We start from the raw sequence: 22,629 nt of genomic DNA on the forward strand, positions 1-22,629 counted from the left end.
CTGAGGAGTGGGCTTCCATGAACGAAGACTTTTGGAAGGATAAGTACCCCGCCGGGATTGCTGCTCAAATCAATCCAGACGAGTATCCGAATATTCAGGCGGTACTGAAACAGTCCTGCCAGCGCTTCGCCAACAAACCGGCTTTCAGCAACCTGGGCAAGACACTCACCTATGGTGAGTTGTACGAACTGTCTGGCGCCTTCGCCGCGTACCTGCAACAGCACACCGACTTGAAGCCCGGCGACCGCATCGCCGTGCAACTGCCCAACGTCCTGCAATATCCCGTCGCCGTGTTCGGTGCCATCCGGGCCGGCCTGATCGTGGTCAACACCAACCCGCTGTACACCGCGCGGGAAATGGAACACCAATTCAACGACTCCGGCGCCAAGGCCCTGGTGTGCCTGGCGAACATGGCGCACCTGGCGGAAAAGGTCGTGCCCAAGACCGCCGTCAAGCACGTGATCGTCACCGAAGTCGCCGACCTGCTGCCGCCGCTCAAGCGCCTGCTGATCAACAGCGTCATCAAGTACGTGAAGAAGATGGTCCCGGCTTACCATTTGCCCAAGGCCATCAAATTCAACGATGTGCTCGCCAAAGGGCACGGCCAGCCGGTCAACGATGCCAGCCCGGCGAGCAGCGATGTCGCCGTGTTGCAATACACCGGCGGCACCACCGGCGTGGCCAAGGGCGCGATGCTCACCCACCGCAACCTGGTCGCCAACATGCTGCAATGCAAGGCGTTGATGGGCTCCAACCTCAATGAAGGCTGCGAGATCCTGATCACGCCGCTGCCGCTGTACCACATCTATGCGTTCACCTTTCATTGCATGGCGATGATGCTGATCGGCAACCACAACATCCTGATCAGCAACCCGCGCGACCTGCCGGCGATGGTCAAGGAGCTGTCAAAGTGGAAGTTCAGCGGCTTTGTCGGCCTCAACACCCTGTTTGTGGCGCTGTGCAACAACGAAGCGTTCCGCAAGCTGGACTTCTCGGCGCTCAAAGTCACCCTGTCTGGCGGCATGGCCCTGCAATTGGCGGCGGCCGAGCGTTGGAAGGCCGTGACGGGTTGTGGCATCTGCGAAGGCTACGGCATGACCGAAACCAGCCCGGTGGCCACGGTGAACCCGATCCAGCATATCCAGGTCGGCACCATCGGCATTCCGGTGCCGTCCACCGTGTGCAAGGTCATCGCGGATGACGGCACTGAGCTGGCGCTGGGCGAAACCGGCGAGCTGTGCGTCAAGGGCCCGCAGGTCATGAAGGGCTACTGGCAGCGCCAGGACGCTACCGACGAGATGCTCGACAGCGAAGGCTGGCTCAAGACCGGTGACATCGCGATCATCCAGCCGGACGGCTACATGCGCATTGTCGACCGCAAGAAGGACATGATCCTGGTGTCGGGCTTCAACGTGTACCCCAACGAGCTGGAAGACGTGCTCGCGGGTCTGCCAGGCGTACTGCAATGTGCCGCCATCGGCGTACCGGACGAGAAGTCCGGGGAGCACATCAAGCTCTTCATCGTGGTCAAGCCGGGCGCGACCCTCACCAAGGACCAGGTGATGGAGCACATGCGCGCCAACGTCACTGCCTACAAGGTGCCCAAGGCCGTGGAATTCCGCGACGCCTTGCCGACCACCAACGTGGGCAAGATCCTGCGCCGTGAGTTGCGTGATGAAGAGTTGAAGAAGCTCGGCCTTAAAAAGTAACGCTCTACCAATGTGGGAGGGGGCTTGCCCCCTCCCACCTGTTGAGCCGCGTTTTTTACAGGGCGAACTGCGCGAAGCCCACGCCCGCGCCGGCTGGGCGCACGTCTTTCAAGAACGAATCCTTGTCCGCACTCAATTCCAGCGTGATCTCCGGCTTGCGCTTGCCCGCATTGCGCACCACCAATCCTTCGATGTGCTCGCGCAGGAACGCCGTCGGCACCTTCAGGTGCAGCAACTGGTCAGTCTCGGCGTTGTGCATCAGCAAGTGAATCCACTCGTATTGCCCTACGGCAATCCGTCCCACCGGCAGGTCGAACCACCAGATGTTGCGCTTGCGGTCCAGGTCGGTGAAGTGGCAGTTGTTGACGCCGAGTACGGCACCGCCCAGTTCAGTGTTTCTGCGGGCGATGGCCTGTGCTTTATTGAGTTTCATAACCTTCCTACGGGATCTGTTATTCAGCGTTATAGCCTGAATGTGCCGCGCATTCTCGTGGGTTGGCCACAAAACATAAAGCCAAACCTGCGACCGGCGATGAAATGTCGATTGAAAATAATTGAAACTCTGCTGAACAGGCCTGGGTCAATCTTTACGTAATGACCAAAAACCCTTGATTGTTCTTCTGGAGAAATACCATGGGCAGCACAGCGGATAAGGCAAAAGGTTTGGCGAACGAAGCCGTCGGCAACATCAAGCAAGGTGTTGGCAAGGTTACCGATAACACCAAGCTGCAGACCGAAGGCAAGATTCAAGAGAAGAAAGGCGAAGCCCAGCAGAAAGTCGGCGAAGCCAAAGATGCCGTAAAGAAAACCATCGACAAGGCCTGATCGGGCCGACTGCGATGTTGCAGACAAGCGGCCATCCACGGATGGCCGTTTTTGTGTCACCGGATGCGATTAAAGTTTGGAAATTGTTTCGAGGTCGCCAAATAGGCTACCTTGAGGTAGAAAACGGCCCCTGAGTCGCCCACGAACCTGTCCTTTTTGCGGCGAAAGGAGACGCTATGATTTTTCCGGTCCTCGATGGCCTCAAGTTACACAAAGTGTTGGTGCGCACCGTCAAGGAATTCGTCGATGACGAGATGCCCACCTACGCCTCGGCACTGGCCTACCAGATGCTGTTCTCGCTGTTTCCCTTCCTGTTGTTCCTGATCGCCCTGATCGGCTTTCTGCATTTGCCCGACTTTTTTACCTGGCTGCGCCTGCAGTCGGAACTGGTGTTGCCGCCCCAGGCGCTGGAGCAGGTCAACCCGGTGATCGATCAGTTGCAGCAATCCAAGGGTGGCCTGCTCTCGGTGGGTATCGTGATTGCGCTGTGGACGGCCTCGGCTGGCGTGCGCCTGATGATGAGCGCGATGAACGCCGCTTATGACGTGGTGGAAGGGCGGCCGATCTGGAAGCGCTTCCCGCTGTCGATCTTTTACACCGTGGGCATCGCCGGCATGCTGTTGGCCGCCGCTGCGCTGATGGTGCTGGGCCCGCAAGTGATGGAGTGGCTGGCCGGGCAGATCGGCATGCAGGAATTCGTGGTGACCTTGTGGACCATCGTGCGCTGGCCGATGATCGTGATCCTGCTGATGTTCGCCGTGGCCCTCATGTATTACGTGATGCCTGATGTGGAGCAGAAATTCCGCTTTATCACGCCTGGCTCCGTGCTCGCGGTCGTGGTGTGGATCGTCGCCTCCCTGGGCTTTGGCTACTACGTCAAGACCTTCGCCGACTACAACGCCATGTACGGCAGTATCGGGGCGATCATCGTGTTGCTCCTGTACTTCTACATTTCTGCCGCCGTGCTGCTGCTGGGCGCGGAGATGAATGCCGTGATCGAGCACATGTCGGCCGAAGGCAAGGACCCAGGTGAGAAAGCGTTCGATGAACCCGGGCATACCGATGAAAAACAGCACGTCTCAGGCCTTGGCCGGGACCACTCCAAGCCAACCCCTGACGAAGTCTGATCGATGATCCGAGAAATCCTGAAAATGGGCGACGAGCGCCTCCTGCGCATCGCGCCACCGGTGCCGCCGGAAATGTTCGACAGCCCCGAGTTGTGGCAATTGATCGACGATATGTTCCAGACCATGGAACATGTGGGCGGCGTGGGCCTGGCCGCACCGCAGATCGGCGTTGACCTGCAACTGGTGATCTTTGGCTTCGAAGCCAGCGAGCGCTACCCCGACGCGCCGCCGGTGCCGCAGACCATCCTGATCAACCCGCTGATCACGCCGCTCAGCCCGGTGTTGGAAGAAGGGTTCGAAGGCTGCCTCTCGGTCCCGGGCCTGCGTGGCGCGGTGGATCGCTACCAGCAGATTCGCTACGAAGGCTTCGACCCCAAGGGCGAGCCAATTGTGCGGGTTGCCGAGGGTTTTCATGCGCGCGTGGTGCAGCATGAATGTGATCACTTGATCGGCCGGCTGTACCCGTCGCGGATTACCGACTTCAGCAAGTTCGGGTTTATCGAAGTAATGTTTCCGGACATGGATCCCAAGGCCGACGACTAGCTTTCAAGCCCAATGAGCTCAAAAAATGTGGGTGCTGGCTTGCCTGCGATGGCGGTGCAGCAGCCACAGTGATGTTGGCTGACCCACCACTATCGCAGGCGAGCCAGCCTCCACGCGTGGAATGCAGTTCAAATTGGATCATTGGGTGGGTTTAATGAACCGCAACGTCATCCGGTCCGACTCCCCGATCGCCACATACTTCGCCTTATCCTGCTCCCCCAACTTCAACGTCGGCGGCAACGTCCACACGCCAGCGGGATAATCCCTGGTGTCCTTCGGGTTGGCATTCACCTCGCTCTGTCCCGCCAGCTTGAACCCGGCGTCCGTGGCCAGCTTCACGACCTGGGCGGTGGTCAGGTAACCGCTGTCCTTGATCGCTTCCAGATCTGCCCCGTCCTTGGCCCGATGGTCTTCCACGCCCAGTACACCGCCGGGCTTGAGCACTTGGTAGAACGCGCTGAAGGTAGCGGGCGCGGTATCGGCTGCCACCCAGTTATGCACGTTGCGAAACGTCAGCACCGCATCCGCCGACGCGGGCTTGCCGAACACCGGGGCCTTGGGGTCGAATTCGACCACTTGGGCCTTGCCATAGCGTGCTGGGTCGGCGGCAAATTTTTTCTTCAGGTTTTCTTCGGATGTGCGCGCGTAGGCGCTGCTGCTGGCGGCCTGCACGGCGGCGATGTAATGGCCATGGTCCTTGAGCAAGGGTGACAGCAGCTCGCTGTACCAACCGCCGCCGGGGGTGATCTCGATCACTGTCTGGTTGGCCCCCAGACCAAAGAACTCCAGGGTTTGTTGCGGATGGCGATAGCCGTCACGGGCGCTGTTGGCCGAGTCGCGCCAACTGCCGGCGAGCACGCTGGCGTACGCGTTGGCACTGATCGGCGCATCGGCTGCATGGCTCAAGGCCGGGGTCAGCAGGGCGGCGAGGGAGAGAGCTGCAAGCGTCGTTTTCATGATCATCCTTAAGGGGCCAGTGTGCTGCCGAGGCTAGCATGGGGCCTGTAATGACTGATCACACATTATTCAAGGTCAACCTGTGTCCTGGTTATAAGCGCGGTTCCAGGCCCATGGCAATCATCGGCTTGTTGCGCTTGTAACGGACCAGGCGTTCGTTGAGGGATTGGGGCAATACGCTGTCCTGGGTGAAACCCATGCGCTGGTACAGACCTTCCAGGTCCGGGTGGCACAGCAACCACAGAGTACCGCCCGTCGAGGTCGTTGCCTGAAGAACCAATTGTGCGGCGAGCCCCTGGCCGCGATACATCGGGTCTACGAACACGCCGGTCAGCCATTGCCCGCCGACCACAGTCGTGAGGCACAGGCCGGCGACAATCTCACCATCATTGCGCGCGACCCATAACTGCCCGCCCTTGAGCGCCTTCATCGACGAATTGTGGCGGCGGTAAAACTTGTTCAGCAGCGGCCACAGCGGCTCTGCCAGCAATTCGATGTGCATGTTCGAACCCCACGCAAGGAGAAGGCGGCCATTGTAGCCCCAGAGTCTGGCCGATTCATGGCCTTGCATAGCGCCAAGCCCTGTCTATGCTCACCCTGACCGTGATGACGCTTGGCATATAAAGCCATTCGGTTGGTTTTCCCACGACGCTGTGCCAGCAATCTCCAACTCATGAATGGAATGCGCCTTTCAAGCGCCGGGACCCCAGGGTGATCTGATCATGTTCAACCGCCATCACAAAGACGACCTGTTGCAAATCGAACGTTTCTCCTGCGCCCTCACGGAATCCAACGCCAAGCTCGCCGCCATCAGCCGTTCCATGGCCATGATCGAATTCGACCCCAGTGGTGTGATCCTCGACGCCAACGACAACTTCTGCAAAACCATGGGCTACAGCGCCGATGACGTGCGCGGCAAACATCACCGCATTTTCTGCGACGAGGCCTACACCCAGACCGAGGCCTACGCCACGTTGTGGCGTGACCTGGCACGGGGCGAAGCCCTCAGCGGCACGTTCATGCGCTTGAACAAGCACGGCCAGGAGGTGTGGCTAGAAGCCAGCTACATGCCGGTGCTGGACAGCAATAAGCGGGTGATAAGCGTCATCAAGGTGGCGTCGGATATCTCCGCGCGGGTTCACCACGAGCATGAGAACCAGAGCCTGATCGATGCCATCGGCCGCGCCATGGCGGTGATCGAGTTCAGCCCCCAGGGCCAGATTCTCAATGCCAACGAAAACTTCCTGAAGACGGTGCAGTACTCCCTGGATGAAATCGTCGGCCAGCACCACAGCATGTTCTGCCACCGCAGCGAAGTGGACTCGCCGGCCTACAAGGCGTTCTGGGCGTCCCTCAATCGTGGCGAATACCACTCGCACCGTTTCGAGCGCAAAAACAAGTACGGTAAGACGCTGTTTCTGGAAGCTTCCTACAACCCGATCTTCGACACCAACGGGCGCCTGTACAAAGTGGTGAAGTTCGCCAGCGACATCACCGATCAGGTGTCCACCCTGCGCAACGCCGCCGATTCGGCGCACGCCACCTCGGTGCAAAACGATGCCTGCGCACGCAAAGGCTCGGAGGTGGTGCAGCAAACGGTGCAGATCATCGAGCAGATTTCCCACGACCTGAACCAGGCGGCACAAAGCATCGATGCGGTGAGCAAGCAGTCAGAGATTATCGGCAGCATCGTGCAGACCATCCGAGGCATTGCCGAGCAGACCAACATGCTGGCGCTCAATGCCGCCATCGAAGCGGCGCGGGCCGGTGAGCACGGCCGCGGCTTTGCGGTAGTGGCCGATGAAGTGCGCAGCCTCGCCGCGCGCACCAGCCAGGCGACGGTGGAGATTGTGGAAGTGGTGCGCAAGAACCACGACCTGTCGCTGAGCGCAGTGTCGAGCATGCAGTCGAGCCTGAGCCGCACCGGGCTGGGGGTGGAACTGGCGAACGAGGCGGGGCAGGTGATCCTGGAAATTCAGGAAGGCTCACGGCATGTGGTGGACGCCATCGGCCAATTCAACTCAACGTTGCAGCTGCAATAACTCGATCAGTGTGGGAGCCAACTCCCACACAAGCCTGCTTTCACATGGGATCAGTGCTGTGGCTCAGATCGCTGCCAGGGTTTCTTTTACGGTCTGCGCCGGGTCAGTGGCTTTGGCCGTTAGTTGCTGTTCTTGCTGCTGCTTCACACGGTCGGCCACTTGCCTGGAAATCGCATCCTGCTTTTCCTGGGACATGTTCTGCACATCCGCCTCGGTCAAACCTTGCTCCTTGAGCAACTGCTCTCGGATGCGTTCGGCCGGCGTCTTGCTCATGTAGTCAGTGAATTCGGAGCGTGCCGACGAGGTGGCGGCAGGCACGTCGGTGGTGCTCGCCTGCAGCTGCACGCGGGTCTTGGCGAAGGCCTCGTCGATACGGTCCACGGCCTTGTCCAGTTCCTTCTGCGCTGCCGGCACGGTCACGCTTTGCTGCGCGGCTTGCAAGGCGCCACTGTACAGCGCGCTGGCGGCGGCGTTGGCCGGGTCCATGTCGGGGCGTTTGAGTTGTTGCACGGTGGTCACGGCGTGGGTGTTGTTGTTAACCAGCATGATCGCTCACCTGTGGAAATGGTCTGTGTCTCAGCTGGAGCAAATTGTGTGCCGAAGAGCAAACCCCCTTGAAACCGGGAGCCTGGAAAATGAAAGCGGCAATCAATAGCCCCTCAAGGCCATTCATTGCCGGTGGCACCGCCCGCCTTACCTGCTTCAAACAGTGTGGATGTCAAACGACCCTTTGAACCAATGGTCAGTGCCATCCACATCAGTCAATACCTCGAATGTCCCAGACGCAGAGCCTGGCTGTTCGTCATACGTTGTCAGGTTCAGCGTGCCGCTTTTAGCTGCAAACCTCGTCCGGAAACCACTGTCTGTCTGACGAAAGTAGTCCACGCTCACCGTGTCGGGCCAAGGCTTGGGTAGTGGGGTGGGGCCTGTAGTGCTCGGCCGCGCCCTCCCATCAATGGGCGATGTTCTCCAGTGCCAGGTTACGCGTGCGCGGCCCGAACCAACTGATGGTGATCATCACGATCAACATGCTGCTGGCGATAAAGGCCAGTACGCCCGGCGTGCCCAGGTGTTCGAGGATAAAACCGATCAACAGGCTGCTGAAGACCGTCGACAAACGGCTGAAGGAGTAACAGAACCCCACCGCCCGTGCGCGGATGTTGGTGGGGAACAGTTCGCTCTGGTACGAGTGATAACTGAAGCTCAGCCAGGCGTTGCAGAACGTGATCATCACCCCGCAGATCACCAGCCCCACCGCCGTGGTTTGCAGCGCGAACAAGCTGCCGAAGATCATCGCGCCCAGGGCCGAGCCGACGATCTGCCATTTGTTTTCAAAGCGGTTGGCCACTTTCACGAACAGCAACGGCCCCAGCGGGTAAGCGAGGGTGATGATGAACGCGTAGAGCAAACTGTGGGTCACGCTCACGCCCTGGCCGGAAAGCAGTGCGGGCAGCCAGTTGCCGAAACCGAAGAAACCGATGGCCTGGAACACATGGAATACGATCAGCATCAGGGCGCGACGGCGGTAGGGGGGTTGCCAGATATCGGCAAAACGGCCGCTGCCTTGCACGCTCACGGCTTCCGGCTCGGGTTCATCCAGCGGTTTGCCGTGGTCCTTCTGGCAGCGCGCCTCCAGGTTATCCATGATCGCTCCGGCTTCGTCGAAGCGACCCTTTTGTGCGAGCCAGCGCGGTGACTCCGGCAGACGTTTGCGCAGGTGCCAGATAAACAGTGCAAACACTGCACTGCTCAATACCACCCAGCGCCAGCCCGACACCCCGAACGGCGCCTGTGGCACCAGCCACCACGACATCAACGCCACCGCCGGCACCGATAGGAACTGGATGAAAAACGCGAAGGCAAACGCCGAGCTGCGCATGCGCTTGGGCACCAGTTCCGAGAGGTAGGCGTCGATGGTCACCAGCTCGATACCCAGGCCAATGCCCACCAGGAAGCGCATGCAGATAATGCCCATGGCGGAGGTCTGGATGCCCATCAGCACGGTGGCGATGGTGTACCAGATGAGCGCGAAGGTGAAAATCGCCCGGCGGCCGAAGCGGTCGGCGAAGGGGCTGAGCAGGCTGGCGCCGAGGAACAGGCCCAGGAACGTGGCGGAAGCGAATGCAGCCTGGTCGGAGAAACCGAAGACGCCCTCTTTGCCGGTATGGAAAATCCCGTCACTGATCAGGCCGGGGCTGATGTAAGCCGTCTGGAACAGGTCATACAGCTCGAAAAAACCGCCGATGGACAGCAGCGCCACCAGGCGCCAGACGGTGGCAACGGCAGGCAGGCGGTCGATGCGCGCGCTGATATGGGCGGCGCGGAGTGGGTCGACTCCGTCGGTGGGGGAGGTGGTGCGCGTGGACATGGAGAACCTTATCGTTATTGTTAGTTATGACCGTTGAGGGCGAATGCCTGGAAACCGGGACGCTGGCTGAGGCGCTGGTAATACGCCTCGACCGCAGGGTAGGGCGGGTGCTGCAGCGGGGCGTTGCGCCAACGGTGCACGGAGAGGCCGATGAGGATGTCGGCCAGGGTGAACTCACTGCCGGCCACATAGGCACCGGTCTTGAGCAGTTGCTGTTCCAGCAGGCCCATTTTGTCGTTCCAGGCCTGCACGCCGGCCTGGATGCGCTGCGGGTCCTGGTAGTCCGGGTTCTGCCGTACCAGTGCGTGGAACGCGTAGCCCCAGGACGGGTTCAGCTCGGTGGCTTGCCAGTCCATCCATTGCTCGACGCGGGCCCGCGGCGCGGGTTCGGCGGGCAGCAGGTCGTGGCGTTCATACAGGCCGACGAGGTAACGGCAGATGGTATTGGACTCCCACAACACGCCGTGATCGTCGATCAACACCGGCACTTGGGCATTGGGGTTCAACGCCAGGAATGGCGCGGACTGGGTGGGGGAGAAACCGATGCCCCAGTCTTCGCGGTGGTAGTCGATGCCCAGTTCCTGGCAGGTCCACAGGACTTTTCGCACGTTGATGGAGGAGGTGCGGCCCAATATTTTCAGTGAGTGTCCCATGGTGCTTCCCTGGCATTTGGAGAACCGCCAATTTAGCACGCCGAAACAAATTGCAAACATTCCCCCCGGCAGGGTCAGGTGCTTTCACGCACCTGAAGTTCGAAGCCCATGTCCACCACAGGCTTGGCAATCTTGTTGCCGGCCATGATTGTCAGCAGGTGCTCCGCCGATCGTCGCCCGATCGCCTCTCGCGGCGTACTGATGCTGCTCAGGCGCGGCACCATGAAGGACGAAGAGGGCAGGTCATTGAAACCCAGCACCGCCACACGCTCCGGCACCTTGATGCCATGGCGCATGGCTTCGAGCAGGGCACCCTGGGCCAGGTCGTCGTTGCCGAAGAAGATCGCATCCACGTCAGGGTGGGCGGCCAGCAGTTGCAGGAACAGTTCGCCACCCAGGCCCACGGATGACGGGCGGGGTGTCAGCAGTTCCAGCGCCGGGTCGTACCGGTTGGCGTGTTGCAGGGCGCGGCGGAAACCTTCGCCGCGCAGCAGGGTGCGCTGGTCCAGTTGGGCACCGATATATGCCAGGCGTTTGTAGCCACGGGACAGCAAGTGCGCTGCCGCCGTTTCGCCGGCGGCCAATTGCGAGAAACCCACGCAGTTCACCCCGGCATTGGGGTCCAGGTCCATCATGTAGACGCAGGGCACGTTGCTGGCCTCGACCATCCGTCGGGCGCTTTCGGTGCGGTCGAAGCCGGTCAGCAGCAAACCCCGTGGCTGGTAGGCCATGTAGTTGCGCAGCAGGTTTTCTTCTTCGTCGCGGGAGTAGTGGAAGTTGCCGATCAGCACTTCGAAGCCCCTGGGCCGCAGTACCTGATGAATGGCTTCGAGGGTTTCGATGAACAGCAGGTTGGACAGCGACGGCACCAACACCACCACCGAATGGCTCTGGGCCGACGCCAGGGCGCGGGCGGCGGGGTTGACCACGTAGTTCAACTCTGCGGCGGCGTGCTGGACTTTTTCCACCAGTTCCGTGGCCACGGTGCTGATACCGCGCAGGGCGCGGGAAGCGGTGATCGGGCTGACGCCGGCGAGGCGGGCCACTTCATTGAGGGTTGGGCGACCCGTGGTGCGCAATTTTTTATCGTTCTTGGAGGTCATCAGGCGGCTTGCCAAACAAAAATCGAGGCACTAAGGTAGCGCTGTCTCCAAAAGGCTGCAAATTCTTGAACAAAGGGTTGCCTGATCCTGTTCAAACGCTTGGAGCGGATGCACGCGTCACTCCATAAAAAAAGACAAGACGGCGCGGGAAAAGCCTGTTTTTGCACTAGCCTTAGAGCGTGCAAAGGTAGCGCTATCTGCGTCTTGAGGTGTTACATGAGTCAACCTGTTACTGCCCTGGTCATCATGGGTGTTGCTGGCTGTGGCAAGACCAGCGTCAGCGAGGCCGTGTGCCGCCTGAACGGCGCCACTGCCATTGAAGGCGACAGCTTTCACCCTGCCGCCAACATCGAAAAGATGAGCGCCGGCCACCCCCTCAACGACGACGACCGCGCCGGCTGGCTCGACATCCTCTGCGATGAACTGCGCCGTTCGCTCAACGCCGGGCAACACCCGGTACTCACCTGTTCAGCCCTGAAGAAAAAATACCGCGACCATCTGCGCGAAGCCGCGCCGGGCCTGGGTTTTGTCTTCCTGGAATTGAGCCGTGAAGTGGCGTCCGACCGCGTGTCCCATCGCCCCGGCCACTTCATGCCGGCCAGCCTGATCGACAGCCAGTTCGCCACCCTCGAATCGCCCGTGGGCGAACCGCTGACCCTGGCCCTCAACGCCAGTGTCGACAGCGTCGAGCAATTGGCCGAGCAGACCCATGCCTGGTGGCTGCAGCACGGCTTTGAACCTTCCAAGTGATTTTTTGCCGGAAAAGATAGCGCTATCCCCGGCAGGAAATTCAACACCCGCTTTAATAACAACAACAAACAGGAGAGACCCCCCATGTTTGGCATGTCCCACGAGTCATACCTGCTGCTAGATGCAGTGGTCACTATCATTGGGTTGATCGTTCTGATCACCAAGTTCAAGGTGCACCCGTTCATTGCGCTGATCATCGCGGCCGGTTTCCTCGGTCTGACCTCGGGTATGCCCGTGGACAAGATCATCAAGGCGTTCCAGGACGGTTTTGGCGGCGTGCTCGGTTTTGTCGGCATCATCCTCGCGCTGGGCACCATGCTCGGCAAGATGATGGCCGAATCCGGCGGCGCCGATCAGATCGCCCAGACCCTCATCCGCGCCTTCGGCAAGGAAAAGGTCCAGTGGGCGATGATGTTCGCCGCGTTCCTGGTGGGCATCCCGCTGTTCTTCGAGATCGGCTTTGTGCTGCTGATCCCGCTGGTGTTCATCGTCGCGCGCCGCACTGGCGTGTCGCTGATCAAGATCGGTATCCCGCTGCTCGCCGGCCTGTCGGCAGTGCACGGCCTGGTGCCACCGCACCCGGGCCCGCTGCTGGCCATTGGCGTGTTTGGCGCGGACATCGGCAAGACCATCTTGTACGGCCTGATCGTCGCACTGCCGACCGCCATCATTGCCGGTCCGATCTTCGGTACGTTCATCGCCAAGTACATTCCGGGCAACCCGTCCCAGGAACTGGTGGACCAACTGGCCCGTGAGTCGGAACACAAAAACCTGCCGAGCTTCAGCATCACCTTGATCACCGTGCTGTTGCCGGTGTTCCTGATGCTGCTCAAGACCTTTGCTGACATCGGTTTGCCCGATGGTCACATCGTGCGCAACTGGATGGACATGATCGGTCACCCGATCTCCGCACTGCTGCTGGCGTTGCTGCTGTCGCTGTACACCTTTGGCCATCGCCAGGGCATTCACTCCAAGCAAATCCTCAAGTTGCTGGATGCCAGCCTTGCGCCGACCGCCGCGATCATCCTGATCATCGGTGCCGGCGGTGGTTTCAAGCAGATGCTGGTGACCAGCGGCGTGGGCGACGTGATCGGCCACATGGCGGTGAACGCGCAGATCAACCCGATTCTGCTGGCGTGGCTGGTCGCGGCGGTGATTCGTGTGGCCACCGGTTCGGCGACCGTCGCGACCATTACCGGCGCGGGCATTGTGGTGCCGGTGGTGGGGATGATCCCAGGCGTCAACCGTGAGCTGCTGGTACTGGCGACGGGGGCGGGGTCGTTGATCCTGTCGCACGTCAACGATGCGGGGTTCTGGCTGGTGAAGCAGTACTTCAACATGACCGTGGCGGAGACGTTCAAGACCTGGACGGCGATGGAGACGATTCTGTCGATCGTGGCGTTGATCTTTATCATGCTGTTGTCGCTGGTGGTGTAACAGGTACACCGCAATCCAAATGTGGTAACCCAATCAAAGGTGGGAGGGGGCAAGCCCCCTCCCACCTGTTTGACCACATTTATTCAGATGGATTGGGTCAGGCTTTAGTGACCAATCCATCCGCCCTGAACATCCCGCGAATCCCCCGCACCGCCTGGCGAATCCGGTCCTGGTTCTCGATCAGCGCAAAGCGCACATGATCATCGCCATACTCACCAAAGCCAATGCCTGGCGACACGCACACCTTCGCTTCCAGCAGCAACTTCTTGGCAAATTCCAGCGAGCCCATGGCGGCATATTGCTCGGGAATCTTCGCCCAGACGTACATCGACGCCTTCGGATTCTCAACCATCCAGCCCAGTTCGTGCAGGCCCTTTACCAGCACGTTGCGACGCTGGCGATACTGTTCGGCGATGTCTTTGACGCACTGCTGATCGCCTTCCAATGCCGCAATCGCTGCCACTTGCAGCGGCGTGAAGGTGCCGTAGTCGTGGTAGCTCTTGATCCGCGCCAGGGCGTTGACCAGTTCCGGGTTGCCCACCATGAAACCAATGCGCCAGCCGGCCATGTTGTAGCTCTTGGACAGGGTAAAAAATTCCACCGCAATGTCCTTGGCGCCCGGTACCTGCATGATCGACGGGGCTTTCCAGCCGTCGTAGACGATGTCGGCATAGGCCAGGTCGTGGATGACCAGTACGTCGTACTGCTTGGCCAGGGCGATCACGCGCTCGAAGAAATCCAGCTCCACGCACTGGGCGGTGGGGTTGGACGGGAAGCCCAGGATCATCATCTTCGGTTTCGGGATCGAGCCGCGAATGGCGCGCTCCAGCTCGGCGAAAAAGTCCACGCCGGGCACCAACGGCACCGAGCGCACCTGGGCGCCAGCGATCACGGCACCGTAGATGTGAATCGGGTAGCTCGGGTTGGGCACCAGCACGGTATCGCCCTGGTCCAGGGTGGCCAGCATCAGGTGCGCCAGGCCTTCCTTGGAACCGATGGTCACGATGGCTTCCGACTCGGGGTCGATGTCCACGGCGTAACGGTCCTTGTACCAGCGCGAGATCGCCCGGCGCAGTCGCGGAATGCCCTTGGACGTGGAGTAACCGTGGGTGTCTTCGCGCTGGGCCACTTGCACGAGTTTTTCGACGATATGCGGCGGCGTGGCGCCGTCGGGATTACCCATGCTCAAGTCGATGATGTCTTCGCCGCGCCGACGCGCAGCCATCTTCAGCTCGGCAGTGATATTGAAAACATAGGGGGGGAGTCGATCTATGCGCGCAAAGCGGCGCGGCGAACCTTGGTCTGCCATTGTTGCCTCGAAGTACGTAAGCGCCCGGAACCGTCCGAGCGACGTCGGCCACTGCGGTGGCCTGCGGGGCTGACAATACGGTCGATGATGGCCAGTTGTCCAGACGTGTAGGAAAAATTTCTACTTGGATGGCGGCGTGGATATGCCCCTATACTCGATGCGGGTTTGTTCCCTCATAAGAAGGAGACTGTTCGGATGAATCAGCAAGCAAAACAACCGCTGGAGCCACGCATGGAAGCCGGTAAGGCCCTGGTCATCGCTGGGGTTCAAGGGCGTTATTCGAAGGCCACCGTAGGTGATATCCCCAAGCTGTGGGAGTTGTTCGACACCTGTATCAAGGACATCAAGAAACGCGTCGGCGGTGTGACCTATGGCGTCTGCCATAACCCCAAGCATGGCGAATTCGACTACATGGCCGGCGTCGAAGTCCCCACAAAAGCCGACGTGCCAAGCAACTTCGAATGCATCGAAATTCCGCCGCTCAACTACGCCGTGTTCTCCCATTATGGGCCGGTGCAGGCACTTGAGCAGACCTACGAGCGCATCATGTTCGAATGGCTGCCGCACTCGGGCTACAAGGTCATGGGCGCGGATTTCGAACGCTACAGTGCGGATTTTGATGCGCGCAAAGGCACCGGGACGGTGGAGATCTGGTTGCCGATAGGCGAACGAGGCTGAAGCACTCACTGATGTCACGTAAACAGGACATGCAGGTGTGAATGTCGTGTTTACGTGACGTTATCGTTGCGAATCAAACACCCACTTCATCCTGCGCTCATACCCAATCCGCCCCTTGTATGCATCCCCGCTGTCCACCCACCCGGCCGCCAGATACAGCCCCATCGCCGCCGCGTTGTCCGCATCCACCGATAATTCCAGCCCCTTGATCTGCGGCCAGGCTTGCAAAGCCGCTGCGGGCAGCGCCTGCAGGCAGGCCCTGCCAAATCCACGGCCCTGCTGCCTGTGGTCGACCTGCAACGCGTGCAACGTCGCGCTGTGTTCATCGGCCCAGTGGGGCAGGCACGGCGGGCGTTTGAGCAGCAGGAACGCGACAGGCAGTTCGTCGGCCAGCAGGGCGAAGCCCTTGATCGCGGTGGGGTGGGGATTGACCAGCAGGCTGTTCAGCGCACAGTAGATATCACCGGAGTAGGCCAGTTGTTCGGGATGCACGTGCAGGGTGTCGAGTTGCTGTTTCTGCACGAGACTCAGCGTCTCATAGGGGACAAGGCGGGTTTCCATCGGGGGCGTATCCGAAATCCTACAAAGAGGCCTGGATTCTAGCGGGTTTGCCAGGGGCGGAATTTTTTTTCAGTGACCTGTCGATTGACCGATGCGCCATTCGACCAGAGGTGTCGTCCGTGATGTTTTCTACCCCACAGGAGTATCGCCATGAGCACTGCCATCAACACCCTGATCGAGCAATGGAAACAAGCCGTGACCGTCAAGGACGTCGACAGAATTGTCAGCTTTTACGCCGATGATATCGTCGCGTTCGATGCCGTTGGCGCCCTGCAATTCAAGGGCAAGGCTGCCTACCAGGCGCACTGGAAGGCCTGCATGGCGTTCTGCCCCGGCCCCGGCATTTTCGATTTTCACGAGCTGCATATCGTTGCCGGAGAAGAGAGCGCCTTCGCCCATTGGCTTGCCCACTGTGGTGGCACCGGGCCGGACGGGGTGCTCAAGACGTGCTGGATGCGGGTCAGCGCCGGGTACCAGCGCATCGATGGCCAGTGGAAAGTGGTGCATGAGCACTGGTCCACGCCCTTCGACATGGAGACCGGCGCCGGTCTGTTCGACCTGAAACCTTGAGCACCGCAATCTATAGTCAGTTATCCGATACCGGAGAACACCATGAAATACCTGTGCCTGGTCTACAGCGATGAAACCTTGCTGCACAGCGTGCCCGACAGCCCCAAGGACCCGGAATGCCATGCCTACGCCGAGGCGGTGCACGGCAGTGGCCGCATGCTCGCTGCCGAAGCGCTGGAGTCGGTCACCACCGCCACCACCACCGTGCGCATGCGCAATGGCAAGCTGTCGATCACCGACGGGCCGTTTGCCGAGACCAAGGAGCAGCTCGCCGGGTTCTACCTGATCGAAGCCCGTGATTTGAACGAAGCGATCCAGGTGGCCGGCGGTATTCCGGCCGCCCGGGTCGGCAGTGTGGAAGTACGCCCCGTGCGTGAATTGAATCTCTGAACACAACAACCATAAGACTCAAGAGGTTTACCCCATGTCTACGCAACCTGCCGAGTTTGAATTGTCCATCAGCCGTGTAATCGACGCGCCGCGCAGCCGAGTGTTCCGTGCCTGGACCGAGCCCGCGTTGCTCCGGCAATGGTGGGGCCCCCACGGCATGACCACCCCGGAGTGCGAAATGAACCTGTGGGTCGGTGGCCTGTTTCGCACCTTGATGCGAGCGCCGGACGGTGCCGAATACCCGACCCAGGGCGTGTTCCTCGAAATCATCGCGCCAAGGCGCCTGGTGTTCACCGATGCCTTCATGCCGGGCTGGATCCCGTCCGGCAAGCCGTTCATGACCGCTGAGGTGACGCTGCAGGAAGTCGAGGGCAACAAGACCCTCTACACCGCGCGCGCCATGCATTGGCGAGCCGAAGACAAGCAGGCCCACGAAGCCATGGGCTTTCATGATGGCTGGGGCCAGAGCCTGGATCGGCTGGTCACCCTGGTGACCCAAGGCATGCCCGATTGACCCTGTCGGTCGAGGCCATTTACCGCACCGAGTCGCGCCGGGTCCTCGCGACGCTGATTCGTTTGCTGGGCGACTTTGACCTGGCCGAGGAAGCCCTGCACGACGCATTTTTCGTCGCGGTGCAACGCTGTTCAGATGTTCATTGTTTAGCGCTGAGTGTTCCTTACTCGAGCATCTGACTCAGCAGCCAGCTTCCGGCCGGCCCCGGCGGGTGTTGCCGTGACCACAGTGCATCCACCGCTACCGAGCGTGGCCAGCTGCGAGCCTTGAGTTCGACCAGGTGGTCGCCGCCAAAACGCTCTACCAGCCAGCGCGGGATGGGCGCCCAGCCGAACCCCAGTTGTGCCATCTCCATCAGCATCAGGTAACTGGGCGCGGACCATACCCGGCCGCTGGGACGGGTTTCGGTCGGGTTGATGATGCTGGCCAGGCGCAGTTCGCGGTGTTGTTGCAGTGTGTCGGCCGAGATGTTTCGCAGCTTGGCCAGTGGGTGTGCGGGTGCGACGAACAGCGCAATTTCCGTGCGCTCTTCCACCAGAGCGCCCGTCAGGTCGGGTGGGTAGACGTCCTGTTGTTCAATAAAGGCAAGGTGTGCACGCCCGCTTTGCACAAGGGCGATCAAGTCTTCGCATTCGGCAATCAGGCATTCCAGTTCAAGGTCCGGAAAGCGCTGCTCGAAGGCTTTGAGGGCGATTTCAAACCGATCGGACTGGTAGGTATCGGACATGGCGATGCTCAGTTTCGGCTCCAACCCCTGGGACAACTGGTTCGCCGCCAGCGCCAGACGACTGTTGGCCTCCAGCACCTGTTCGGCGCGTTGCAGCAACACGTGGCCGGCCGGAGTCAGCGTCGGCTTGCGGCTGCTGCGGTCGAACAGCACCACATCCAGATCAATCTCCAGGCTCGCCACTGCCGCACTGACCGTGGACTGGCTTTTGCCCAGCTTGCGCGCCGCGGCGGAAAACGAACCTTGGGTCGCGGCCTGGACAAACGCCTGCAGCACTTCATGGGAGGCCATGACTATCGCCTTGATCGATGGTTATTGGTTATGAAGTATCGAGTAAAAGGGTAATCATGGCAACCATCGTCACTCACGGAGCCGGGTCATGAACCCCACCAAGTCGATTACTGAACGTGTTTGCCAAGCCCTGGGTTTTGAAGGCCTGGCGTTGTTGATCTGTACGCCGCTGCTGGTGTGGATCACCGGCCGGCCAGCCCTGGAGATGGGCGCGGTGACCTTGGGCCTGAGCCTGTTGGCGCTGACCTGGAACATCCTCTTCAACAGCCTGTTTGACCGCCTCAAAGTACGCCTGCAACTGCCCGCTGGCGGCTGGACGCGGGTCCTGCATGCGCTGATGTTCGAAGGCGGGCTGATCATCGTTGCCGTGCCGTTGATCGCGGTGTGGCTGAACATCAGCCTGATGCAGGCGTTCATGCTGGACATTGGCGTGCTGCTGTTCTTCCTGCCGTACACCTACGTCTATCACTGGGGGTATGACGTGATTCGGGAAAAAATCATCAGCAGGCGCAGGGTTCAATCAGAGGAACATGCCGCCCGAGGCCTCGATGCGCTGGCCGGTGATCCAGTGGCTGCCGTCGGCCAGCAGGCTGGCGATGGCGCCGCCGATATCGTCCGGTAAACCGGCGCGTCCCAGGGCGGTATTGTTGGCAACCATGGCGTTGAGTGCGGCGTTGTCGCGCACGGCGCCACCACCGAAGTCGGTTTCAATCGCGCCCGGGGCGAGGATGTTGACGCTGATGCCGCGCGCGCCCAACTCCTTGGCCTGGTAACGCGTGAGGACTTCCATCGCGCCTTTCATTGCGGCGTAGGCGGCATAACCGGGCAGACTGAAGCGCGCCAGGCCGCTGGAAATATTGAGGATGCGGCCACCGTCACGCAGCAGGGGCAATAACTGTTGTGTGAGGAAAAACGGGCCTTTGAATTGGATCGCTACCAGTTGGTCGAACTGTGCTTCAGTTGTCTCGGCAAAGCTGGCGTGGACGCCGATGCCCGCGTTGTTGACCAGGAAATCGAAGCGATCCTGCGCAAATACGTCGTTGAGCACGCCGGCCACCTTGCCGACAAAATTGTTGAAACCCGCGCTCTGGCCCACATCCAGTTGCAGCATCGCGGCGCGTCCCCCCAACTGTTCGATCTGGGTGACCAATGCCTGCGCTTCGTCGGCCTTGCTGTGATAGGTACCGATGATGTCGACGCCCTGTGCCGCCAGGTGCAGTGCGGCGTTCTTGCCCAGGCCACGGCTGGCGCCGGTAATCAGTGCGATTTTACGGGTCATGGTGCAGTCCTCTTGAGTGATCAGTGGCACCGAGTGTATTTATTCGCCCATAACGTGATAAACAGCGCTATACCGGAATCACTGGCCGGATAAGGCGAACAATCCCATGAACAAGCTTGAGCTGCTGCGCACCTTCGTGCGCGTCACCGAATTGTCGAGTTTTACCCAGGCCGGCGAGAGCCTGGGCCTGCCGCGTTCTACCGTGTCGGAACATGTGCAGGCGCTGGAGGAATTGCTGGGCGCACGCTTGCTGCAACGCACCACGCGCAAGGTGCAGGCGACCCAGGATGGCCGCGTGCTGTATGAACGCAGCAAGGACCTGTTGTCGCACATGGAGGAGCTGGAGGGGTTGTTCCGCCAGGATGAGGCCCAACTCAGCGGCCGCATTCGCGTGGACATGCCCAATGTCATGGCGCGAGACCTGATCCTGCCGCGCCTGCCGCAGTTCATGGAGGCGCACCCACTGATCGAGCTGGAAATCAGTACCACTGACCGTCAGGTCGACCTGCTCGCGGAAGGGTTCGATTGCGTGCTGCGGGTCGGCGCGCAGCCGGACCAGACGGTGGTGGCACGGCGCCTGTGCAGCATGCCCATGATCAACTGCGCGAGCGCGGCTTACCTGCAACGTCATGGCGTGCCCCAGACGTTGGCCGACCTGGCGCAGCACCAGTTGGTGCACTACGTGCGTCCGCTGGGGTCGCGTTCGGCCGGGTTCGAGTACCTGCAGGGCAACAAGGTGCAGCGTATTCCAATGGCCGGGCGGGTGACGGTCAACAGCACCGATGCGTACAAGTCGGCGTGCCTGGGTGGCTTCGGTATTACCCAGGTGCCGGCCTTGGGCATCGGCGATTTATTGGCCAGCGGTGAATTGGTCGCACTGCTGCCAGACTACCCGGCGCCGCCACTGGAGGTGTCGCTGCTCTACGCCGGCCAACGGCATTTGCCGCAACGTGTTCGGGTATTCATGGACTGGCTGGCGGCCACGTTGCAGTCCCACCTCTAACGCCGTGCCGACAACTGTTGCGGCGCCAGGAACGCGTCGTGAAAGTAATCGCGCACTGCCTGCATCGCCGGGGTAAATGCGCGTTCGCGATGCCAGGCCAGGCCCACGCTCATGGGCGTTACCGGGTCCGTGACCGTAAGGGTTTCGATGCGCTTGCCTTCCAGTGACCAGGGCCGATGCACCAGGTCTGACAGGATCGCCACGCCGCTGCCGTTGGCGACCATGCTGCGCACCGCCTCCACCGAACTGGTGCGCAGGCGCACCCTGGGCACTTGGCCGGCCTGTTCCCAGTAACGCATGGCGCTGTGTTCGGCTTCGTCGACGGTGAGCAGGATGTAGGGTTCCTGGGCCACATCCGCCAGGCTCACGGCGCCCCGTTCGCACAAGGGATGATGGCTGGGCAGCCACAGGCGCCGCTCCGAGTTGAACAGGATTTCCGAGACGATATCCGGGTGAGTGAGGTTGGCCGTGAGCACCACGGCCATGTCGAACTGGCCGTCGAGCAAGCCTTGTTCGATGGCCTGGCGTTCCTGCTCGAAGACCTCGATGGTCACGTCGGGGTGCCAGTGTTCCATGCGCTGCAGGTGGTGGGGCAGGAAGTAGCCGAGCACCGTATAACTGGCGGCCAGGCGCAACACGCCGCTGGCGCGGTAGTCGGGCAGTGGGCTGTTGAGCGCGTCATCGACACTGCGCAGGATCACGTAGGCCCGGTTGAGAAAGTGCCGGCCGGCGTCGGTCAGGTTCATGCCCTGGGCCGAGCGCACGAACAATTGCACGCCGAGCATGGCCTCCAACTCTTTGATCGCCGTGGTCACCGCCGATTGGGAGATGTTCAGGTGAATGGCCGCCTGGGAAATCTGGCCGATTTCGGCGGTGGCGACGAAGTAGCGGACTTGGCGCAGGGTCAGGGACATGACGGTATCTGTTTTTCAGAAGATGGGTCATCTGATAATAGATCTTCCCAAGGGGTCAAGCCGCAGCCTACTTTTCCAGCATCACGTGGACGGAGCGATTCTGATGCAAGCAGTGGATTTCAACTCAGACATGGGCGAAAGCTTCGGCCCCTGGACCATCGGCGATGGCGTCGACGCGGAGCTGATGGCCTACATCAGCTCGGCCAATATCGCCACCGGCTTCCATGCCGGCGACCCTGGCACCATGCGCCGCACCGTCGAGCGCGCCAAGCAACTGGGCGTGGCCATCGGCGCGCATCCGGGCTTTCGGGACCTGGTCGGTTTCGGCCGTCGCCACATCAACGCACCGGCCCAGGTACTGGTGGACGACATCCTCTACCAGCTCGGCGCACTGCGTGAAATCGCTCGTGCCCAGGGCGTCACCCTGCAACACATCAAGCCCCATGGCGCGCTGTATATGCACCTGGCGCGCGACGAAGAAGCCGCTCGGTTGCTGGTGCAGAACCTGCAAATCATCGAGCCGACGCTGTTGCTGTACTGCATGCCCAACTCGGTGATCTGGCGCGTGGCCAAGGAGCTGGGGCAGCCGGTGGTGCGCGAGTTCTACGCCGACCGTGAGTACGATCTCACCGGCTCCATCGTGTTTACCCGCAACGTGCGAGCACTGGATCCTGCGACGGTGGCGGCGCGTGTCCTACGGGCCTGTCAGACGGGACGTGTGCGAACCGTGGAAGGTGAAGACCTGTTTATCGAATTCGATTCCATCTGCCTGCACAGCGACACGCCTGGAGCCCTGGACCTGGTAGAGGCTACGCGCGAAGCGTTGGACCAAGCGGGCATAACCGTCAAAACACCCCAATAAGAAAACGATCCCTCAAT

General features: G+C 60.7%; 25 protein-coding genes and 3 pseudogenes. 16 read left to right on the plus strand and 12 right to left on the minus strand.

What is annotated here, in order from left to right; all coding sequences use genetic code 11:
* Nucleotides 1-17: 17 nt before the first annotated feature.
* Nucleotides 18-1,709, plus strand: coding sequence for a long-chain-fatty-acid--CoA ligase FadD1 (gene fadD1 / locus CQ041_RS18865; protein ID WP_105523954.1), 1,692 nt, complete (start codon nucleotides 18-20; stop codon nucleotides 1,707-1,709).
* Nucleotides 1,710-1,764: 55 nt separating this feature from the next.
* Here fadD1 and CQ041_RS18870 read toward each other — a convergent pair whose 3' ends face one another.
* Entirely contained in the window at nucleotides 1,765-2,142 is a 378-nt protein-coding gene (locus tag CQ041_RS18870) for a hypothetical protein (protein WP_010208214.1), read from the minus strand.
* A gap of 200 nt (nucleotides 2,143-2,342) precedes the next feature.
* Here CQ041_RS18870 and CQ041_RS18875 point away from each other — a divergent pair, with 200 nt between their 5' ends.
* The 3 genes from CQ041_RS18875 (at nucleotide 2,343) to def (ending at nucleotide 4,204) form a co-directional block, all read left to right on the plus strand.
* A complete protein-coding gene (locus CQ041_RS18875) occupies nucleotides 2,343-2,534 on the plus strand; it encodes a CsbD family protein (protein ID WP_105523953.1) in 192 nt (63 codons plus the stop codon).
* A gap of 176 nt (nucleotides 2,535-2,710) precedes the next feature.
* Nucleotides 2,711-3,661, plus strand: a complete 951-nt coding sequence (locus CQ041_RS18880) for a YihY/virulence factor BrkB family protein (RefSeq protein WP_105523952.1) — start codon at nucleotides 2,711-2,713, stop codon at nucleotides 3,659-3,661.
* A 3-nt stretch (nucleotides 3,662-3,664) separates the two neighbouring features.
* The gene (def, locus tag CQ041_RS18885; RefSeq protein WP_105523951.1) at nucleotides 3,665-4,204 is read left to right on the plus strand and encodes a peptide deformylase; all 540 of its coding nucleotides are present in this window, start codon (nucleotides 3,665-3,667) and stop codon (nucleotides 4,202-4,204) included.
* A gap of 138 nt (nucleotides 4,205-4,342) precedes the next feature.
* On the opposite strand, the gene CQ041_RS18890 is transcribed toward def, so the two are convergent.
* Nucleotides 4,343-5,161, minus strand: coding sequence for a class I SAM-dependent methyltransferase (locus tag CQ041_RS18890; protein ID WP_105523950.1), 819 nt, complete (start codon nucleotides 5,159-5,161; stop codon nucleotides 4,343-4,345).
* Nucleotides 5,162-5,252: 91 nt separating this feature from the next.
* Entirely contained in the window at nucleotides 5,253-5,663 is a 411-nt protein-coding gene (locus CQ041_RS18895; RefSeq protein WP_105524041.1) for a GNAT family N-acetyltransferase, read from the minus strand.
* A gap of 220 nt (nucleotides 5,664-5,883) precedes the next feature.
* On the opposite strand from CQ041_RS18895, the pseudogene CQ041_RS26875 reads away from it, so the two are divergent.
* Nucleotides 5,884-6,657, plus strand: a pseudogene (locus tag CQ041_RS26875) (PAS domain-containing protein); the annotation flags it as partial.
* 129 nt (nucleotides 6,658-6,786) lie between these two features.
* Nucleotides 6,787-7,203 (plus strand): annotated as a pseudogene (locus tag CQ041_RS26880) (methyl-accepting chemotaxis protein); the annotation flags it as partial.
* Between the two features lie 63 nt (nucleotides 7,204-7,266).
* Here CQ041_RS26880 and CQ041_RS18905 read toward each other — a convergent pair.
* The 4 genes from CQ041_RS18905 to CQ041_RS18920 all read right to left on the minus strand — a co-directional run bounded on the left by CQ041_RS18905 (nucleotide 7,267) and on the right by CQ041_RS18920 (nucleotide 11,330).
* Nucleotides 7,267-7,749: a hypothetical protein gene (locus tag CQ041_RS18905; RefSeq protein ID WP_105523949.1), complete on the minus strand. Its 483-nt coding sequence runs from the start codon at nucleotides 7,747-7,749 to the stop codon at nucleotides 7,267-7,269.
* Nucleotides 7,750-8,155: 406 nt separating this feature from the next.
* Nucleotides 8,156-9,571 (minus strand): MFS transporter, encoded by a 1,416-nt coding sequence (locus CQ041_RS18910; RefSeq protein WP_105523948.1) that lies wholly within the window; start codon nucleotides 9,569-9,571, stop codon nucleotides 8,156-8,158.
* 20 nt (nucleotides 9,572-9,591) lie between these two features.
* Entirely contained in the window at nucleotides 9,592-10,224 is a 633-nt protein-coding gene (locus tag CQ041_RS18915; RefSeq protein WP_105523947.1) for a glutathione S-transferase family protein, read from the minus strand.
* Nucleotides 10,225-10,298: 74 nt separating this feature from the next.
* Complete coding sequence (locus CQ041_RS18920) at nucleotides 10,299-11,330, minus strand: LacI family DNA-binding transcriptional regulator (protein ID WP_163002603.1); 1,032 nt, start codon at nucleotides 11,328-11,330, stop codon at nucleotides 10,299-10,301.
* A gap of 213 nt (nucleotides 11,331-11,543) precedes the next feature.
* Between CQ041_RS18920 and CQ041_RS18925 the strand changes: the two genes are divergently transcribed.
* Together CQ041_RS18925 and CQ041_RS18930 are read left to right on the plus strand one after the other, a co-directional pair.
* Nucleotides 11,544-12,077, plus strand: coding sequence for a gluconokinase (locus CQ041_RS18925; protein ID WP_105523945.1), 534 nt, complete (start codon nucleotides 11,544-11,546; stop codon nucleotides 12,075-12,077).
* Nucleotides 12,078-12,161: 84 nt separating this feature from the next.
* A complete protein-coding gene (locus CQ041_RS18930) occupies nucleotides 12,162-13,514 on the plus strand; it encodes a GntP family permease (protein ID WP_068932357.1) in 1,353 nt (450 codons plus the stop codon).
* A gap of 97 nt (nucleotides 13,515-13,611) precedes the next feature.
* Here CQ041_RS18930 and alaC read toward each other — a convergent pair whose 3' ends face one another.
* Nucleotides 13,612-14,823 (minus strand): alanine transaminase, encoded by a 1,212-nt coding sequence (gene alaC / locus CQ041_RS18935; protein ID WP_105523944.1) that lies wholly within the window; start codon nucleotides 14,821-14,823, stop codon nucleotides 13,612-13,614.
* 195 nt (nucleotides 14,824-15,018) lie between these two features.
* Between alaC and CQ041_RS18940 the strand changes: the two genes are divergently transcribed.
* Complete coding sequence (locus tag CQ041_RS18940) at nucleotides 15,019-15,501, plus strand: GyrI-like domain-containing protein (protein ID WP_105523943.1); 483 nt, start codon at nucleotides 15,019-15,021, stop codon at nucleotides 15,499-15,501.
* A 60-nt stretch (nucleotides 15,502-15,561) separates the two neighbouring features.
* Here CQ041_RS18940 and CQ041_RS18945 read toward each other — a convergent pair whose 3' ends face one another.
* Entirely contained in the window at nucleotides 15,562-16,062 is a 501-nt protein-coding gene (locus CQ041_RS18945) for a GNAT family N-acetyltransferase (protein WP_105523942.1), read from the minus strand.
* A gap of 150 nt (nucleotides 16,063-16,212) precedes the next feature.
* On the opposite strand from CQ041_RS18945, the gene CQ041_RS18950 reads away from it, so the two are divergent.
* The 4 genes and pseudogenes from CQ041_RS18950 to CQ041_RS18965 all read left to right on the plus strand — a co-directional run.
* Nucleotides 16,213-16,632: a nuclear transport factor 2 family protein gene (locus tag CQ041_RS18950; protein ID WP_105523941.1), complete on the plus strand. Its 420-nt coding sequence runs from the start codon at nucleotides 16,213-16,215 to the stop codon at nucleotides 16,630-16,632.
* Nucleotides 16,633-16,674: 42 nt separating this feature from the next.
* The gene (locus tag CQ041_RS18955; protein ID WP_105523940.1) at nucleotides 16,675-17,022 is read left to right on the plus strand and encodes a YciI family protein; all 348 of its coding nucleotides are present in this window, start codon (nucleotides 16,675-16,677) and stop codon (nucleotides 17,020-17,022) included.
* Between the two features lie 34 nt (nucleotides 17,023-17,056).
* A complete protein-coding gene (locus CQ041_RS18960) occupies nucleotides 17,057-17,536 on the plus strand; it encodes an SRPBCC family protein (RefSeq protein WP_105523939.1) in 480 nt (159 codons plus the stop codon).
* Nucleotides 17,533-17,664: pseudogene (locus CQ041_RS18965) on the plus strand (RNA polymerase subunit sigma-24); the annotation flags it as partial. The gene CQ041_RS18960 and the pseudogene CQ041_RS18965, both read left to right, overlap by 4 nt.
* Before the next feature lie 35 nt (nucleotides 17,665-17,699).
* Here the strand turns inward: CQ041_RS18965 and CQ041_RS18970 are convergent.
* Nucleotides 17,700-18,554 carry a LysR family transcriptional regulator gene (locus CQ041_RS18970; protein ID WP_105523938.1) on the minus strand — a complete coding sequence of 285 codons (855 nt, stop codon included), beginning with the start codon at nucleotides 18,552-18,554 and terminating at the stop codon, nucleotides 17,700-17,702.
* 88 nt (nucleotides 18,555-18,642) lie between these two features.
* Here CQ041_RS18970 and CQ041_RS18975 point away from each other — a divergent pair, with 88 nt between their 5' ends.
* Nucleotides 18,643-19,176 carry a multidrug/biocide efflux PACE transporter gene (locus tag CQ041_RS18975; protein ID WP_105523937.1) on the plus strand — a complete coding sequence of 178 codons (534 nt, stop codon included), beginning with the start codon at nucleotides 18,643-18,645 and terminating at the stop codon, nucleotides 19,174-19,176.
* On the opposite strand, the gene CQ041_RS18980 is transcribed toward CQ041_RS18975, so the two are convergent.
* The gene (locus CQ041_RS18980) at nucleotides 19,075-19,833 is read right to left on the minus strand and encodes an SDR family NAD(P)-dependent oxidoreductase (protein ID WP_105523936.1); all 759 of its coding nucleotides are present in this window, start codon (nucleotides 19,831-19,833) and stop codon (nucleotides 19,075-19,077) included. The genes CQ041_RS18975 and CQ041_RS18980 overlap by 102 nt on opposite strands.
* A gap of 106 nt (nucleotides 19,834-19,939) precedes the next feature.
* Between CQ041_RS18980 and CQ041_RS18985 the strand changes: the two genes are divergently transcribed.
* Complete coding sequence (locus CQ041_RS18985; protein ID WP_105523935.1) at nucleotides 19,940-20,836, plus strand: LysR family transcriptional regulator; 897 nt, start codon at nucleotides 19,940-19,942, stop codon at nucleotides 20,834-20,836.
* Here the strand turns inward: CQ041_RS18985 and CQ041_RS18990 are convergent.
* On the minus strand, nucleotides 20,833-21,750 hold the full coding sequence (locus CQ041_RS18990; RefSeq protein ID WP_105523934.1) for a LysR family transcriptional regulator: 918 nt from the start codon (nucleotides 21,748-21,750) through the stop codon (nucleotides 20,833-20,835). The two genes, CQ041_RS18985 and CQ041_RS18990, sit on opposite strands and share 4 nt — an antisense overlap.
* A gap of 103 nt (nucleotides 21,751-21,853) precedes the next feature.
* Between CQ041_RS18990 and CQ041_RS18995 the strand changes: the two genes are divergently transcribed.
* Nucleotides 21,854-22,612: a 5-oxoprolinase subunit PxpA gene (locus CQ041_RS18995; RefSeq protein WP_105523933.1), complete on the plus strand. Its 759-nt coding sequence runs from the start codon at nucleotides 21,854-21,856 to the stop codon at nucleotides 22,610-22,612.
* The last annotated feature ends 17 nt before the right edge of the window (nucleotides 22,613-22,629 follow it).

This window comes from Pseudomonas sp. MYb60 (genome assembly GCF_002979555.1).
In the GTDB taxonomy this organism is placed as follows: Bacteria; Pseudomonadota; Gammaproteobacteria; order Pseudomonadales; family Pseudomonadaceae; genus Aquipseudomonas.